This window comes from Microbacterium sp. BE35, from assembly GCF_031457705.1.
GTDB lineage: Bacteria > Actinomycetota > Actinomycetes > Actinomycetales > Microbacteriaceae > Microbacterium > Microbacterium trichothecenolyticum.
The window spans coordinates 545,442-561,082 of sequence record NZ_JAVDXD010000002.1 but is presented as its reverse complement, the minus strand read 5'-3'; the positions used below and the strand labels follow the sequence as shown (position 1 = coordinate 561,082).

Here is a 15,641-nt window from a genome sequence, read left to right as displayed (position 1 = left end):
TTGATCGTGCTCGAGAGAGTGAGCGCGACGCCGGCCCCGATCGTGGCGTCGCCGTCGCCGGCCGCCGACCCGTCGCCGCCCGAGCGGGCGTCGGTGTTCACGCTCGATGCCAGAACCACCGCGCCCGCCGCGGTGATCGACGACACCGTCGGCTCGACGACTGTCTCGGCGCGGACCGTCGACACGACGATGCCGACGGCGGCTGCGACGCTGACCGGCCCGTCGCTCGTCTCTGCGCTCGGGTTGTCGGCGGCGCCGGAGCTCGCGCCGCCGTTCGCCGTCGAGACGTCGTCGGCGTGGTCGCGCTCGCGCTGCGCGAGCTGGTCGACGCCGGTCCCCGAGTCCCCGCCGGGGTTGCCCGGATCGCCGGAGTCCTCGTTCTCGGGCGCGCCTGCCGCAGACGCCGACGCCAGTGCGCCCGACGCCGAGATGCTCGAGGCGCGCACCACGACGTCGGCGCCCGCCGCGACGTTGCGGGCGAGCGCGCTGGTCGCGCCGTGGTTCGCGAGGGTGAGCGCGAGGGCGACGCCGATCGCGGCATCCACAGCATCCAGCACCGCCGACGACGCGGTCGTGGCGGCGGAGGCCTTCTGGGTGGCGGTCATCGTGAGGCTGCCGGCGATGTTCAGGATGCCGGTGCCGATGCGCGTCCACGTCGTGACGTTCGAGAGGGTCACCGCCACGGCGGGTGCGAGCGCCACGTCGCCTCCCTTGGCGCCCATGCGCGCTTCGGTGACGGCGGCGTCGGTGGCCGTGGCGGTGAGGGTGACGTGCCGTGCGCCGGTGAGGCTCACGGCGTCCGACACCTCGGCGCTGGTGCGGTCGGTGATGAGGTTCAGAGCGACGGAAGCGCCGATTCCGGCGTCGCCGGTCGCGACGACGCCGTCGTCATGGGGCAGCGCCTTGACGGTGCTCGAGACGGAGCTGGCCGCGGTGAGCGCGGTGTCGCCGCCGGTGAGGACGACCGTGCCATCGACACCCGCGCGCGTGGTGTGGTTCACCACCGCGAGTGCGAACGAGCCGGCGACCGAGATCTTTCCGCCGCCGGCGCCCGAGACGGCCTGGGCGCTCATCGTCGCGGCGGTGTCGGCTCCGTCCGCGGTGACCGTCGCCGTGACGAGCAGGTCGTGCGCCCGGAGCGTGAGCGTCACCGGCACGTCGGCCGTATTCGTCACGTTGGCGAGGGTCAGCGCGACCGCCGCGCCGATGGTCGCGTCGCCGTCGCCTGCCGCCGACCCGTCGGCCGATGATGTCGCGTCGGTGTTGGCGCTCGCGGCGAGCGCGACCGTGCCGGCCGCGGTGACGGCCGTGACGACCGGCTCGATGACCGTGCGGGCCCGCACGGTCGAGATCGTGATGGCGATGGCGGCGGCGACGTTCACCGGACCGTCGCTGGACTCGGCCTGCGGGGCGGCCTGGTCGCCGGAGTCGTCGCCGCCGTTGGCCGTCGCGACGGCGTCGGCGTGGGCCCGCTCGCTCGCCGCGAACTCGTTGACGCCGGTGCCCGAGGCGCCGCCCGGGTTGGCCGCGTCGGCGGAGTCCTCGTCGTTCTCGGGGGCGCCCGCGGCCGAAGCGGCCGACGTGGCCGACGACGCCGAGATGCTCGACGCCTTCAGCGACACGTCGGCGCCCGCGGTGACGCCTCGGCCGAGGCTGCTCGTGACGACGTGGTTCGCGACAGTGAGGGCGAGCGAGACCCCGATCGCGGCATCCGCGGCTCCCAGCACCGACGAGGACGACGTCGTGGCGGCGGCGGCCTTCTGCGTCGCGGCCATCGTCAGGCTGCCGGCGATGACGAGGGTGCCTGTGCCGATGCGGGTCGTCGTGGTCACGTTCGACAGGGTGATCGCGACCGCCGGGGCCAGCGCGACATCGCCACCGGCGGCGCCCATGCGCGCCTCGGTCACGCCCGCGTCGGTCGCGGTCGCTGTGAGGGTGACGTGACGCGCACCCGTGAGGCTGACGCCGTTCGCGATCTCGGCGGTGGTCCTGTCGGTGATGAGGTTGAGGGCGACGGATGCCCCGAACCCGAGATCGCCCGTACTCGTGACACCCTCGCCGGCCGGCAGCGCCTTGACGGTGCTCGACACGCTGCTCAGGGCGGTGATCGCGGCATCGCCGCCCGTGAGGGCGACAGTGCCGTCGACGCCCGCGCGCGTGGTGTGGTTGACGACAGCGAGGGCGAACGAGCCCGCCACCGAGACGTCGCCGCCACCGGCCCCGGCGACCGACCGGGCCGAGATGGTCGAGGTCTGGTCGGCGCCGTTCGCGGTCACCGTCGCTGAGACGATGAGGTGCTGAGTCGTCACGGTCAGCGTGGCCGGCACGGTCGCCCGGTTCACCGCGTCGACGAGGGTGATGGCGACGGCGGCTCCGATCGTGGCGTCGGATCCCTGCGACGCCGAGCCGTCGGCCGACGACGCGGCGTCGGTGTTGGCCGAGCTGGCGAAAACCGCGGTGGCGCCCGCGCTGACCGACGACACTGCGGGCTCGACGAGGGTCTCGGCGCGCACGGTGGCGAGGGTGATCGCGACACCGGCGGCGGCGTTCACCTCCCCCTGCGACGACTCCGCAGCGGGGGTGGTCGCAGCGCCCGCGCCTTCGCCCCCGTTCTCGGCCGAGGCGACGTCCGCGTGGGTGCGCTCGGCCTCGACGGCGTCGGCGACGCCAGAGCCCGAGCTTCCGCCGCCGCCGGCGGACTCCGGGGCACCGGCGGCAGAGGCCGTTGCGGTCGACGCCGACGACGAGATGCCGATGGCGCGCAGGGAGACGTCGGCCCCCGCGGTGACGCTGCGGCCGAGCGCGCTCGTGACGGTGTGGTTGGCGATGCTGAGGGCGAGCGCGACGCCGATGGCGGCATCCGCCGCGCCGGCGACCGCAGACGAAGCGGTCGTCTGCGCCGACGCGGTCTGGGTGGCGGCCATCGTGAGGCTGCCCAGCAGCGACAGCGACCCAGTGCCGACGCGGGTCCAGGTGGTGACGTTCGAGAGCGTCACCGCGACGGCGGGCGACAGCGCGACATCGCCGCCCTTCGCGCCCATGCGGCCCTCGGTCACCCCCGCGTCGGTCGCCGTCGCAGCGAGTGTGAGATGCCGCGCACCGGCGAGCGTGCCGCCGTCGGCGATCTCGGCGCTCGTCCGGTCGGTGATGAGGTTCAGTGCGACGGATGCCCCGAACCCGAGGTCGCCGGCGTCGGTGACCCCGTCTCCCGCGGGGAGAGCCGAGACCGTGCTCGACACCGTGCTCGCGGCGGTGAGTGCGGCGTCGCCACCGGTGAGGGACGCGGTGCCGTCGATCGCCGCACGCGTGGTGTGGTTCACGACCGCCAGGGCGAACGATCCCGCGACCGAGACGTCGCCGCCGCCGGCGCCCGACACGGAGCGGGCCGAGATCGTGGCGGTCTGGTCGGCGCCGTCCACGGCGACCGTGGACGAGACGATCAGGTCGTGCGCGGTGACGGTGACGCCCGTCGGAACGCTCGCGCGATTGACGACATTCGCGAGGGTGATCGCGACGGCCGCGCCGATCGTGGCATCGGATCCCTGCGACGCGGATCCGTCGGCAGCGGTGGACGCGTCGGTGTTCGCCGCACTGGCGAGCATTGCGGTGCCGCCGGCCATGACCGTGACGGCGGACCCGACGACCGTCTCGGAGCGGACGGTCGCGAGCGTGATGGCGACGGCTGCGGCGGCGTTGACGCCGCCCCGCGAGGACTCGGCCTTCGGCGCCGTGGCGGTGCCGGCGCCGGCGCCGCCGTTGGCGGTCGAGGCCGAATCGGCGTGCGCGCGCTCGGCCGCGACCGCCTGGTCGACGCCGGCGCCCCCTCCCCCGCCTCCGCCGCCGCTCTCGGGCGCGCCCGCGGCCGAGGCGGCAGCCGTCGCCGACGTGACCGAGATGCTCGATGCGTTCAGGCTGACGTCCGCGCCCGCCGAGAGCGACCTGCGCAGCTCGGCCACCACGGTGTGGTTCGCGATCGTGAGCGCCAGACCGACACCGACACCGGCGTCGCCCGCACCGAGCACCGCCGCCGACGCCGTGGTCGAGGCGGCGGCCTTCTGCGTCGCGGTCGAGGTCAGCGAACCGCTCAGCGAGAGCAGCCCGCCCGTGCCGATCCCGGTGGTCGTCGTGACGTTCGAGAGGGTCACGGCGACGGCCGGCGACAAGGCGACGTCGCCGCCCGCGGCGCCCATGCGCGCCTCGGTGACGGCGGTGTCGGCCGCGGCGGCGCTCAGCGTCAGGTGCCGCGCACCGATCACCGTGGCGCCGTTCGCGAGGTCGGCCGTCGTCTTGTCGGTGATGAGGTTCAGAGCGACGGAGGCCCCGAACCCGAGGTCCCCGGCGCCCGTGACCCCGGCGCCTGCGGGAAGCGCCGTGACCGTGCTCGACACGGCGGCGGCCGCCGTCAGTGCCGCGTCTCCGCCCGAGAGGGCGACCGTGCCGTCGATCCCCGCGCGCGTGGTGTGGTTCACCACGGCCAGCGCGAACGACCCGGCGACCGAGACGTCGCCGCCGCCCGCGCCGGCGACCGACCGCGCCGAGACGGTCGAGGTCTGATCGGCTCCGTCGGCGGTGACGCCCGCCGAGACGATCAGGTCGTGAGCGTTCACGGTCACGCCGGGGGGCACGGACGCCCGGTTCACCACATTCGCCAGAGTGATCGCGACGGCCGCGCCGATCGTGGCATCGGGTCCCTGCGACGCCGAGCCGTCAGCCGAGGACGCGGCATCCGAGTTCGCACTGGACGCGAGCATCGCCGTGCCGCCCGCCGTCAGCACGACGCCGGCCGCGACGGAGGTCTCGGCGGCCACCGTCGCAAGCGTGACCCCGACGGCCGCGGCGGCGTTGACGCCGCCCTGCGAGGACTCCGCAGCGGGGGCCGACGCGCCGGCGGCCGAGGCCCCGCCGTTCGCCGCAGAGGTGGACGACGCGTGCGAGCGCTCCGCCTCGACGGCCTGGTCGACGCCGGGGCCGGCCCCTCCCCCGCCCCCGGGGTCACCGGGAGCCCCAGCCGCAGACGCGGCGGCAGTCGACGACGAGGACGAGATGCCGAAGGCCCGCAGGCTCGCGTCCCCGCCCGCGGTGACGTTGCGCGACAGGGCCGCGGTCACCGTGTGGCCGCTCACCGTGAGCGCGAGTCCGACACCCACGCCCGCGTCGCCGGCGCCGAGCACGGCTGCCGACGCGGTCGTCGCCGCGCGGGCCTTCTGCGTCGCGGTGGCCGAAAGGCTCCGTGCCAGGCTGATCGGCGCGCCGGCGCCCAGCACGACCGCCGTGGCGACCGTCGACAGGGTGACCGCGACGGCCGGCGACAGCGCCACGTCGCCGCCGGACGCGCCCATGCGGGCCTCGGTCACGGCCGCCGAGTCCGCCGCGGCGGAGAGGGTGAGGTCGCGGGCGCCGCTGATCGCGGCTCCCGAAGACACTTGTGCGCTCGTGCGGTCGGTGACGAGGTTGAGGGCGACGGATGCCCCGACCCCGAGATCGCCCGCGTCGGTGACGCCGGCGCCTGCCGGCAGCGCCGACACGGTGGAGGTCACGACGCTCGCGGCGCTGACGACGACGTCGCCGCCCGTCAGCGCGACGTCTCCGTCGAGCGCGGACAGCGTGGTGTGTGCGACGACCGCGAGCGCGAACGACCCCGCGACCGACACCTTGCCGCCGCCTGCTCCTGCGACCGACCGCGCGCCGAACGCGGAGGCGGTGTCGGCACCGGCGGGCTGCACACCCGTCTGCAGCGTCAGATCGTGCGCGGCGACCGAGGCGCCGACGGGCACGATCGCGCGGTTCACGACGTCGGCGAGCGTCAGCGCCACGGCGGCGCCGATGGTGGCGTCGGCACCCTGCGACGCCGATCCGTCCGCCGCCGACGTGGCGTCGACGTTCGCGAGCGAGGCGAGCGAGACGAGGCCGGCCGAGGTCACCGTGATGCCGCTCGCGAGACGCGATTCGGCCCGGGCTGTGGTGAGCGTCACCGCGACGGCGGCGGCCGCGTTCACCCCTCCCTGAGACGATTCGGCCTTGGGGGCGGCGGCCGGGCCGCTGGCGGCACCCCCGTTGGCCGTCGCCACGCCGTCGGCGTGCGAACGCTCGGCGGCGACGGCCTGGTCCACTCCGGTTCCCGCCGCTCCGCCGGGGTTGCCGGCGTCGCCCGAGTCCGCCGGGTTCTCGGGCGCGCCACCCGCCGAGGCGGTGGCGCTGGACGTGGCGGTGGACGTGAGGAACGTCGCCAGCGTCACCGCGCCGGCGGCGTTGAGGCTGCGGGCGAGTTCGGTGAGCGACGAGTGGTTCGCGATCGCGATCGCGACGGCGAGGCCCACCGCGGCATCGCCGGCGGCGAGCGCTGACGACGACGCGGTCGCCGTCGCGGTGGCCTCCAGGACCGCATCGAGATCGACGGCCCCCGCGACCGTGACCAGCGCACCCGTGCCGATCCGCGCGGTCGAGGCGATCGTGGAGAGCGCGACGGCGACGGCAGGCGACAGCGCGACGTCGCCCCCGGCGGCGCCCATGCGCGCCTCGGCCGATGTGGAGCTGCGGCCCGAGGCCAGCAGGGTGACCGACCCGGCTCCGGTGACGGCCGCGTCGTTCGCGATCTCGGCGGTCGTGCGCGACGTGACGATGGCCAGTGCGACGGATGCCCCGATTCCGAGGTCTCCGGCATCCGTCACGCCCGCTCCGGCCGGCAGAGCCGCGACGGCGGTCGTCGTGCGCGTCACCGCGTCGGAGGTCAGCGCGCCGCCGGTGAGAGCGGCGGTGCCCTCGACCCCGGAGCGCACCGTGTGGTTGACGATCGCCAGAGCGAACGACCCGGCGACCGAGACGCTGCCGCCGCCCGCCCCGGCGACGGAGCGCGCGCCGAAGGCGGAGGCGTCGTCGCCGTCCGTGACGACGGTCGCCGTCGTCGTGAGCGCCCGCGCGGCGATCGTCGCGCCGACGGGTACGACCGCGCGGTTGACGACGTCGGCCAGGGTGATCGCGACCGCCGCGCCGATGGTGGCGTCGGAGCCCTGCGACGCCGACCCGTCGGCGGACGAGGCGGCATCGGTGTTCGTGCCGGTGACCAGGCTCACCGTGCCGCCCGAGGTCAGCACGACGCCGGAGGCCAGCGCGGACTCGGCGCGCACGTCGGCGAGCGTGACGGCGACGGCAGCGGCGGCATTGACGCCGCCCTGCGACGACGACGCGCTCGGCGCCGCGGCGCTGCCCGCTCCCGCCCCGCCGTTCGCCGCCGACGCCGCCGACGCGTGGGTGCGCTCGGCCTCGACCGCCTGGTCGACGCCCGCCCCGCCGCCACCGCTGCTGGAATCTTCGGGTGCGCCTGCGGCGGACGCCGATGCGGTGGAGCTGGAGGACGAGACGCCGGTCGCCTGCAGCTGGGCCCCGACGGCCGCCGAGGCGCTGCGGGCGAGCGCCGCGGTGACCGTGTGCTGCGAGATCGCCAGCGCGAGCGAGAGCCCGATGCCGGCGTCGCCCGCGGCGAGCACCTGCGCCGACGCGATCGCGGCCGCCGTCGCGCGCTGTGTTGCCGTCTCGCCGAGCGAACCGCTCAGGGTGAGGAGCGCACCCGTGCCGACGCGCGCGCTCGTCGTGACGGTGGACAGCGTCACCGCCACGGCGGGCGCCAGGGCGACGTCACCGCCGCGGGCGCCCATGCGCACCTCGGCGGTGGCCTCTCCGCGCCCGTCGGCCGAGATCGTGAGGTCCCGCGCCCCCGACAGCCCGCCGCCGTCGGCGAGCTCGGCGACCGTCAACTGCGTCGCGAGCGCCAGCGCGACGGCCGCGCCGACGCCCAGGTCTCCGGCGCCGGTCACTCCGACTCCTGCCGGCAGGGCCGCCACCGTGGTGACGGTGCGGCTGCCGGCGCTCACGATCGCGTCGCCCGCTGCGAGCGCGGCCGAGCCCGCGATCGCGGCGCGCGTCGTGTGGTTGACGACCGCCAGCGCGAACGAGCCCGCGACCGACACCTTGCCGCCGCCCGCGCCGGCGACCGCGCGTGAGCCGGAGGTCGAGACGCCGTCACCGCCGGGGGCCGAGGCATCGGCGCGCACCTGGAGGCTCGCGGCCGACACGGATGCCCCCGCGCCGAGCTCGGCGAGGTTGTGCACGGTGGCGAGCGTGATCGCGACAGCGGCGCCGATCGTGGCGTCGGCGCCCTGCGACGCCGACCCGTCAGCCGACGAGGAGGCGTCGGTGTCGGCACGCGAGAGCAGGGTCACGGCGCCCGCCGAGGTGACGACGACACCGGGGCTCAGCTGGATGCTGTTGGCGACGGTCGCGAGAGTGACCGCGACCGCTGCGGCGGCGTTGACACCGCCCTGCGACGAGGAGGCGCTGGGCGTGCTCGCGGCGCCCGTGCCGGCTCCGCCGTGAGCCGTCGAGGCGGCACCCGCGTGTGCGCGCTCCGCGGCGATGGCGTCGTCCACGCCCGATCCGGCGGCACCGCCCGGGTTGCCCGGGTCGGACGAGTCGGCACCGTTCTCGGGCGCTCCGCTCGCGGACGCCGTCGCGGTGGACGTGGATGCCGACAGCACGCGGGTCTCGAAGATCGCGCTGGCCGCTGTCGCGCTGCGGGCGAGCTGGACGGCGCTCGTGACACCCGCGATGGTCAGTGCCAGTGACAGGCCGACGCCGGCGGTGCCCGCGCCGAGCACGATGGCGCCGGACGTGCTCGCGGAGAGCGAGCGCTGCGAGGCGAAGAGCGCCAGCGCGCCGGTCAGCGTGGTCGCGGCGCCCGAGCCGATGCGGGCGATGGTGGTGGGAGTCGCGAGGGTCACGGCGACCGCGGGCGCCAGGGCGACCTTGCCGCCCGCCGCGCCCATGCGGGCTTCGCTGCGCACCTCCGCGTCGCCCGTCGCCATCACGGTGAGGTCGGTGGCGCCGGCGAGGCTCGCCCCGTCGGCGAGCTCTGCGCGGGTCCCGGCGGTGACCGCCGCGAGCGCGAACGAGGCGCCGAGACCCAGGTCTCCGGCATCCGTCACTCCCTGCCCGGCCGGCAGCGCCTTCACCGAGGCGGCGAGCACGCTCGCGGCGCTGATCGCCACCGCGCCGCCGACGGTCGCCGTCCCCTCGAGCGCGGCGCGCACGTCGTGGTTCGCGATGAGGATCGCGACGGAACCTGCCACCGAGACCTTGCCGCCGCCGGCGCCGGCGACCGACTCCACGGTGAGGCGCGACACCGGGTCCCCCGGCTCTTCGAGCGCGCGCGCGGCGATCGTGAGCTGTCCGGCGACGATCGTCACCCCGGCGGGCACGATCGCTGTCGCGTCCGCGTCGACGAGGGCGAGGGCGACCGCCGCACCGATCGTGGCATCGGCGCCCTGCGAGGCCGAGCCGTCGGCGCGGACCGTCGCATCGGTGTCGGCAGCGGTGTCGAGGCGCACGAGCTGGGTCGCCGTCACGGTGATGCCGGGTGCGAGATCGACGCTCGCGCCGATCGTCGCGACGAGGAGCGCGACGGCGGCTGCGGCGTTGACCCCGCCCTGCGACGTCTCGGCGGCGGGCGCCGCGGCGCTGCCGGTGCCGGCGCCGCCGTGCGCGCCCGAGACGGCATCCGCGTGGTCGCGTTCGGCCGTGACCGCGGCGTCGACGCCGTTGCCGGCGGCCCCGCCGGGGTTGGACGCGTCGCCCGAGTCCGCGGCGTTCTGCGGCGCGCCGGCGGTGGACGCGGTGGCGTTCGCGGTCGCGTCCGACGTGGCGTGCGACATCAGGTCGACCTGCCGGGCGGTGAGGCTCCGAGCGAGAGCCGTTCGGGTCGCATGGTTCGCGAACGTCAGCGCCACGGCCGCGCCGATGCCGGCATCGCCTGCCCCCACGACGATCGCGCCGGCAGTGGACCCTGCGGTGGCCTTCTGCACCGCCGCGACCTGTACGGCTCCGCTCGCCGTGATGAGGGAACCCGCCCCGATGCGGGCGAGCGTCGACACGTTGGAGAGCGTCACGGCGACCGCGGGGACGACCGCGACCCCGCCGCCGGAGGCACCCATCCGCGCCTCGGTGGTGGAGGTGCTCGTGCTGCTCGCGAGAACGGTGAGGGCCGTGACCCCGGGCAGGTCGCCGCCGTCGCCCACTCCGGCGCGGACGGCCACCGTCACGAGCGCGAGCGCGACCGCGGCGCCGAGACCGAGGTCGCCCCCGTCGGTGACGCCCTGACCGGCGGGCAGTGCGGCGACGTTGGTGGCGGAGTCCGCTTCGGACGAGACGGTGACCGCCCCGCCGCCCGCGACCCCGTCCACCGTTGCCGTCGTGGTGCGGTCGACGATCGCCAGCGCGAGGCTGCCCGCGACCGAGACCTTGCCGCCCCCCGCACCGGCGATCGAGCGGGCGCCCGTCGTCGACGTGGTGTCGGCGCCGTCGGCGGCCGTCGCGGCCCGGAGGGTCGTGGTGGGTGCGGTGACGCTCGCGCCCGCCGCGATCGCGGCGCGGCCCGTGAGCGTGGCGAAGGTCAGGGCGACGGCGGCGCCGATGGTGGCATCCGTGCCCTGCGACGCCGAGCCGTTCGCGTCGGAGGCGGCATCGGTGTTCTCTCCGGCGGTGATCGCGACGGCGCCGCCCGCGGTGACGATCGCACCCGGACCGACGGATGCCTCCACCGCCGCAGTGACGATGGTCACGGCCACCGCGGCGGCGGCGTTGATCCGGCCCTGCGAGGTCGAGGCGCTGGGTGTGGCCGCGGTGCCCGATCCGGATCCGCCCGCCGCCGTGGCGACGCTGTCGGCGTGGTCGCGCGCCCCGGACACGGCCGCGTCGACGCCACCGCCTGCCGCACCGCCCGGGTGGGACGCATCCCCCGAGTCAGCCGGGTTCTGGGGTGCGCCCGCCGCGGACGCGCCCGCGGCGGACGTCGAGGATGAGACCGAGGCCGCACCGAGGGTCACTGCCCCGCCGAGCGTCGCGCTGCGGCCGAGGGCGGCGCGCGCCGTGTGGGTCGACACCGTGATCGCGAGGCCCAGCCCGGCAGCGGTGCCGGCCGACGTGCCGGTCGCCGCCCGCGCCTCGGTCGAGGACGTCGCTCGCTGCGCGGCACTCACGAGAAGAGCGCCCGTGATGGTGATCGCGGGGCCGGCGCCGATTCCCGCCGCGGTGGAGACGGACGACAGGGTGACCGCGACGAAAGGGGCCACCGCGGCGTCGGCGCCGCGCGCCGCACCCTGGGCGACGGCGGATGCGGCATCCGCGGTGCTCGCGGTGATGCTGATGTCGTCGGCACCGGTGACCGTGGCGCCGTCCCCGATGGCGGACCGCGTGTGGTGGTCGACGCTGGTGAGGGCGAACGCGGCGCCGAGGCCCGTGGTGGGCGTTCCCACCCCGGCATCGGCCAGGAGCGCCCGGGTCTGCGCCTGCGCTGCCGACGAGGCCGAGATCGTGAGCGATCGATCGGCGCCGGTCAGGTTCACGGCCGAGCCGGTGGCCAGTCCCGCGGAAGCGCTGAGGACGATGACCGAGATGGCGACGGATCCGGCGACTCCGAGATCGCCTCCGGATCCCTGCCCGGCGGTGGCGGTGGTGGTGAAGCGGTGCGAGGCGTCGGATGCGCCTGCCGCGTTCTGCGGGGCGATGCCCGCGATGAGCTGGAGCGTGTCAGCGGTGATGCTGGTGGAGGGGCCGACCTCCGCGCGGACGGTGACATCCGCGAGGGTGATCGCGACGGCCGCTGCGATCGTGGCATCGCTCGGAGGGCCGCGGGTCGCGGGCGAGCCCGTCGCCGTGGACGCGGCCGACAGATTGCCGAGCGCCTCGAGCCTCACCGTCGGCGCGACGAGGGCGATGCCGGACACCGACGCATCGGCGCTGAGCTGGTGGACCGTGAGGGCGAACGCGGCCGTCACCGTGACGTCGCCTTGCGGCGCGCTCGGTGTCGGGATCGGCGTCGAGCCGCTGCCGCCGGTGCCGTCCCCCGCCGCGCCCGCCGCCGGAGCCACGCCGTCGGCCCACGTGCGGGCGTCGGTCGCCTGTGCCGCAGGCGTCTGCGCCGACGGCGAGCCGTCGGCGGGTGCGCCGGTCGCCGACGCCGACGCGGTCGTCGCCGACGACGCCATGCCGACCGCCTTCAGCAGGATCGCCGCGGCGGTGAGGTCGCGCGCCAGCTCGGAGCGGACGGCGTGGTCGGCGAAGGTCAGGGCGATCACGGTGGAGACGGCGGCGCCGTCCTCGGCGCTGACGTTGCCGGTCGCCGTCGTCACCACCGGCGCCACCTGGGTCGCGGTCGACCGGTATGCGCCCGTGAGCACGAGCGGCGAACCGCTGCCCAGCCGCGCGAGCGTCGTGACGTTCGAGATGTTGACGGCCATGACCGTCGAGACGGCGGCGGACGAGGCGACGCCGCCCTGCGCCTCGGCCGTCGCGGGCGACGTCGACTGCGCCGCCAGGGTCAGGTCGGCCGCACCCGTGAGGGTGGCGCCGTCGCCGACCTCGGCGATCGCACGGTCGTTCGCGACGTTGAGCGCGATGCTGGCGCCGATGCCCGTCGTGGCGCCGGCGATGGTGCCGGGGAGCGCGCGGGCGATGGTGTCGTTGTCGCCGGTCGCGGCGAACGCGAGATCGGCTCCGGGAGCCGTCACGGTGACGCCGGCGAGGATTGCTGCTCGCGTGAGGAAGCTCGCGACGTTGACGGCGAGCGCGCCCGCGGCTCCGACGACGGACGCGCCGCCCGCGCCCGACACCGACTGCGCGCGGTACTCGTTGACGCCGGCGGCGGTGCGCGGCGCGGCGGTGGCGGATGCCGTGACCCCCGTCGCCGTGAACGCGACGTTGCCGATGCGGGCCTCCGTGCGGGCGCCGGCGAGGTTGACCGAGACGCCGACCCCCACGCCGGTCGCGGAGCCGCCGACGGCCGAGCCGTCGGCCTCGGTCACCGCAGACCCGGACGAGATCGCGGCGACGGTGACGCCGGAGCCGCCGGCTGTCACCGCGAGCGGCGAGGCGCCCCCGACCGAGGCGACCGTCTCCTGGTCGAGGTCGGAGAAGGCCAGCGCCCCCGCGACGCCGATCGAGCCGCCGGGGGCCGAGGCGAAGCCGCCCGGCTGCGACGCGGTCGCGGTGGTCGCGCTGGGCGATGTGCCGTTGGCCGTCGCGCCGCCGGGGCTCGCGGTCGCCTTCGTGAGGAGCGTGTGCGTCGAGTCGGCGGTGACGGTGAGCGCACCGCCCGAGACGATGCCGGCCGGCGCCGTGCTGTCGATCTCCGCAGAGGTGCGGGTCGTCGCATCCGTCGTCGCGATCGCCGCGCCCGCCGTCGCCGCGGTCGCGTCCGCCGTGGTCGTCGCGGTCGTCACCGTCTTGGCCGAGAGGCTGACTGCGCCGCCGGCCTGGACCGAGGAGGTGCCGGTGATCCGGGTGACGGCCGAGTTGTCGATGGTGGCGTGGGCGACGGCCGCGTCGATCGCGGCATCCGTTCCCGTCCCCGTCGAAGTCGTGACCAGGGTCGCGGTCGACGAGCTCGAGAGCGATACCGCCCCCTGCGCCTCGATCCGTGAGGCACCGGCCAGCTGCACGAGCGCCGCGGCGACGCTCTCGCCGAGCGCGAGGCCGATTGTGGCGCCGGCGTCCGAGGTGTTGACCGCGGTGGCCGTCGCGCTGACGCTGCCCCCGCGGACGATCGCGTCGGTGAGGATGACCTCGGCCCGCGCCGGGGTGTCGCCGGTGGTGGTCGATGTCGCGGTGAGCGTGACGTCCGCGAGGCCGGCGTCCAGGACGCCGCCCGCGCCGATCAGGACGCGCGTCGCCTCGAAGCGGAACGTGACGCCGTGGAAGGTCAGGACTCCCACGATGCGGATGGTCGCGCCCTTGCCGGTGCCCTTGACGATGAACGAGCCCAGCGGCCGGACCGAGTGCGACTCGAAGGCGTTGGCGAGGCTGCGGACGAGGATGTAGCCGACGTTGGTCGTGTCGGCCGAGACCTCGATCGTGTCGTCGTCGGTCGCGTCGGCGAAGTCGAAGTCGGTGACGTCGGCCGGGCCCACCGGCTCGAGGCCGTCGTAGACGATCGTGCTGCCGCCGACCACGATCGAGCCCGACTGGGAGCCGGTCGGGCGCGACGTCATCGCCGAGTGGGCTCCGCTGAAGCGGAGCACGTCGTAGCCGCCGGCACCGCCGTCGACCCGCCCGATGCCCCCGCCCGGCGCCACCACGAAGTCGTCGCGGTTGCCGGCGGCGCCCTGCAGCACGTCGAAGCCCGAGAAGCGCTGGCCCGCGACGGTGCCCGTGCGGACCCCGTCGATCTGCCAGGTGGTGTCGGCCGCCGGACCGCGCAGCACGTGACCGCCGCCGACGGCGACGAGATGGCCGACGCCCGAGAACGCGACGGCCCCGACCGAGCCGGCACCGGCGCCGGCGGACTTCCAGGTGACATTCGAGCCGCTCACGGCGAGCGAGGATGCCGAGGTGACCGTGACCGGGATGGCGAGCGAGGCGGGAAGGCTGACACGCCCGCCCGCGGAGATCGTGAGGGCGGTGACGGATGCCGCGGACCGCCGTGTCGTGACGCCGTCGGCGACGACCACCAGGTCGACGCCGTCGACCGACACCGACACGTCTCCTGCCGCCGACAGCTGCCACGGTCCGGGCTGCTCGGCCGTCGGTGCGGCCGGCTCCGCCAGAGCGGCAGGCGTGTCCGATGCGACCGGCTCCGTGCTGGTCGTGGCGCCGGCGGCGGGCGCCTCGGGCTCTTCCGAGGTCTCGGCGTCCGGCGCCGCGGGAGCATCAGCGGGTGCCGGCTGCTCGGCCGGTGCCGGAAGCTGCTCCGCCTCGGGCTGCAGGGCGGACGCATCGCCGGCGGCGCTGTCGCCGAGGGGCTGAACGTCGCCCGCACCCGCCTCGGACGCCGCAGGGGCTTCCGCGGGAGCCTCCTCGCCGGCGCCCGCGGTCGCGTCGAAGGGCCGCACCGACAGCATCGCCGGGGCGCCGGAGACGCCCGTGCCAGCGGCTTCGGGCTGGCTCTCGCCCGATGAGGGATCGGGTGTCGGCTCCGGCTCGGGTGTCGGCTCCGGCTCGGGCGTCGGCGTGGGGGACGGCGTCGGTGTCGGGATCGGCGGCGTCGGCGGCTCCGGCGGGTCGGGAGGCTCGGGAGGCGTCGGCAGGCCCGGGATGTTCGGCGCCGGCGGGGCGGCCGGGCCGCTTCCGATCGAGCCCGGATTCACCGTCCCGGGTCCGCACGTGAGGCTCGTGCTGCTGGTGCTCGTGGTCGACGAGTTCGTCGTGCTGCCGCCTGCCTGCGGCGTCGAGCCGGTCGAGATCTGCTGGCAGTTCGGGCCGAACGGCGATGCGGGCGGCACGGCCGCGGCGGGCGGCACGACGACGACGGTCACCGTGGTCCGCGTGCGCGGAGTCGTCACGGTGACGGGAGCGATGAGGGCGACGGGGGCGACGGCAGGCGGCTGCTCGACCGGGACGAGCTCGGGAGCGGGAGGGCCGCTGAGGTCGGCGGGCGTGAAGACGATCGGCGGACGCGCGGGTGCCACCGGCGTCGCGTCCGCCTGAGCGGGGGCGGCGGCTGCAGGAAAAGCCCAGGTCAGCTGCGAGAGGACGAGCGAGGACGCGACGATCGCCACGACCGCGGCCTTCCGCCGGCCGTGCACGACCGAGGCCGCCACGTCGTGGACGCCACGGCTCTCTCGCCCAACCCCGAACCCGGGGGACCTCCGACTCAT

At 76.1% G+C, this 15,641-nt stretch carries 1 protein-coding gene (only partly in view); it reads right to left on the bottom strand.

What is annotated here, in order from left to right; all coding sequences use genetic code 11:
* On the bottom strand, positions 1–15,641 hold the 5' portion of the coding sequence (locus J2Y46_RS08705; RefSeq protein WP_310241675.1) for a hypothetical protein. 17,110 nt of this gene lie to the left of the window's left edge; 15,641 of the gene's 32,751 nt are visible here — the first part of the coding sequence; it begins with the start codon at positions 15,639–15,641; its stop codon lies off the left edge, out of view.